Here is a 2,467-nt window from a genome sequence, read left to right on the forward strand (position 1 = left end):
TATTAATTTTATATTTAAAAAACAAATATGCAATAATGTAACCTTTTATTATCACGCCTAGCCGTGAAATTACAATTATCATGCGTAAAAGTGAATTTTAAACTTCTATTTTAGGGTTATTTGATGATTTAATTGCTTCTAACAATAATGAAATTTTCTTGTATTTAGATTCTTTAATTTCGAAATATTCATACATTCTTCGTAATGAGGAGCCTATTCCATCTACACTCATATAAGCCTTATCGGCTATTTCTTTATTGCTAAGTGCGGGGTCTTCCAATAATATTGTTAAAACCTTCCAATCGGTTTCATTTAATTTTCTGCTAATAGAATGCTCTATTTTTTCTCTCACCAATTCAAATTTACTTGAAACAACCAATAATTCTTTATTTGCATTATTTTTAAGTTTCTCAATTTCATCTAATAGTAAATCTCGTTTCGCTTGATTTTTCTTAATGTGAAAACGGAAGTAAAAAAATAAAATCAGAAATATTAACACACCAATCAGAATAAGAAAAAAAATTGATTTTATTTGTTTTAATTTTAATTGTGCTTCTTTTTTGTTGGCCAATAATTGATTGTCAAATAGTTTAGCTTTATAATCAGCTTGTAACGCATCACTAAGAATTGCGGTCTTATTTTTATCTATTAAAACACTATCTGCATATATCAAATATTGCTCACTCATTTGCAATGCTAGTTCGAATTGTTTTTGTTTTTTGTAGCAATTATATAATAGTTGAAACAATGCAGATTTATAGGATTTATTTGTTCCCTTAAGTATTGGTTCTTTTAATTCTTGAGCTATACGAAAAGCTTGTGCGACATCATAATCTAAAACCAGTTCAGCTTTAAAAAGTTTAAAAGAAATGATTCTGTCATTATTACCTGTTTCGGTGAGTATTTTTATTCCTTTCTCTATCATTATACTCGCACTATCAGTATTGCCGTTACTTTTATAGAAATCTGCAATATGATAAAAATATTCTGGAAGATAGTATACATCATTTTTTGCTTTTAATAAGGAGTATGCTTTCTCAAAATTTTCTTTGGCAGTTTTAGTTTGCCCAATTTTAGCATAAATAATTGCTGTATTTAGCCAAAGAAAACCAGCTTTTTCTTGAGCTCCTTCTTTTCTGTAAATAGTAATTGCATCATTGTAGTTTGGCAAGGCTAGTTCATATAATTCTACAGACTGGTATATTCCAGCAATGTTATTTAAAACATCAGCAATCCTCATATTATTTTTTTGTCTTTTAAATAAGGATAAGGCATCTGTATAATTATTAATAGCAGACTGGTAGTCCCCTTGGTCCTGAAACAAAGCGGCAAGATTGTTTTTTGTAGAAGCTAATCCATTGTAGTTTTTCAATTCAGTATAAATGCCCATTACTTCTTGTAGTACCGAATTTATCTTATCTAATTTATATCCAAGCATATAAAAAACAAATGCTTTTTCATTTAGGGCTAGAGCTTCTTCTTTTCGATTCTTTTTTTTTTTAGCTAATTTATAATGAAATTCAGCAAGTTTTAAAGAACTATCTGGGTCGCTTTGCGTATAATTGTCATAAAAATCATTAATAGCCTTAAATCGAACGGCATCTTGTAAAGATTTATTTTCCCAAATAATTTTTAATGATTCACTTTTATCCTGAGAATAAGTCAATGATATGTTAGCAAAGAGCAGAATGGTTATTATAAGTTTTATCTTTTTCAAATTATTTTTTTCTAAATTATTTCAAATATATCAAATTTAAAATAATTAAAACAGGATTATTTTTTTTAATATTAAAGGAGTATATTTACTTGATACAAGAGTTTCATGTCTTCTGAAAAGCGGTTCGACATTAACATCGTTTGGAGTACAAAAAGCTTCAAACATTGTTTGGAGCTTTTTTTTTTAAATACTTTTTTTATACATTTATGGCGTTTTTATAAAACACTAATTTTAATAAACAAATCATGAAAAAACAAAGTTTACTTATTACACTTTTTTGTATTTCCTCTAGTTTATTTGCACAAGAACCAAGCAGTAAAGCAGATATTACTGTTTCTCCTTATTATTTATTTTCTAGTCCTTCTCATTATGGCTTGAGCTTTGAGTTGAACAAAGGAACCTTATTTGGAACGGGTGGAAATTCTTCTATTTTACAAGTTGCTTATGGAACAATGACTTATGAAGTTGGAAATGCTGAATCAGATGGAACAGGTTATATAATTGAAGTTGGTAGTAGAGGCTATTTTAAAGAAAAAGACTTTGGGGTATATACTCAAAATACACTTGCTTACGGTAACATTCAATTTGAAGAGCAAGGTTATAAAGGAACGTATTCATACTTTAGTTTTCTTAATCCAACTGTAGGTTATAAGTTTAAATTTGGTGAAAATTTATCAATTTGTCCAAGTATTGGAGTGCAATGGGTTATTCAGATGTAAGCTTCAGGGTTTGTAAATAATAATTATGTTG

2 protein-coding genes are annotated in these 2,467 nt (G+C 28.0%); one reads left to right on the forward strand and one right to left on the reverse strand.

All coding sequences use genetic code 11. The features are described from left to right. Nucleotides 1–97: 97 nt before the first annotated feature. Nucleotides 98–1,717, reverse strand: a complete 1,620-nt coding sequence (locus AC1XJX_RS13620; RefSeq protein WP_482004538.1) for a tetratricopeptide repeat protein — start codon at nucleotides 1,715–1,717, stop codon at nucleotides 98–100. Nucleotides 1,718–1,962: 245 nt separating this feature from the next. Here AC1XJX_RS13620 and AC1XJX_RS13625 point away from each other — a divergent pair, with 245 nt between their 5' ends. Then, entirely contained in the window at nucleotides 1,963–2,436 is a 474-nt protein-coding gene (locus AC1XJX_RS13625; protein ID WP_482004539.1) for a hypothetical protein, read from the forward strand. The last annotated feature ends 31 nt before the right edge of the window (nucleotides 2,437–2,467 follow it).

The sequence above is a fragment of the Flaviramulus sp. genome, from assembly GCF_982512915.1.

What these genes read in the sequence shown, in the direction of transcription:
- AC1XJX_RS13625 (WP_482004539.1), top strand. Translation starts at nt 1,963, where the DNA reads ATGAAAAAACAAAGTTTACTTATTACACTTTTTTGTATTTCCTCTAGT.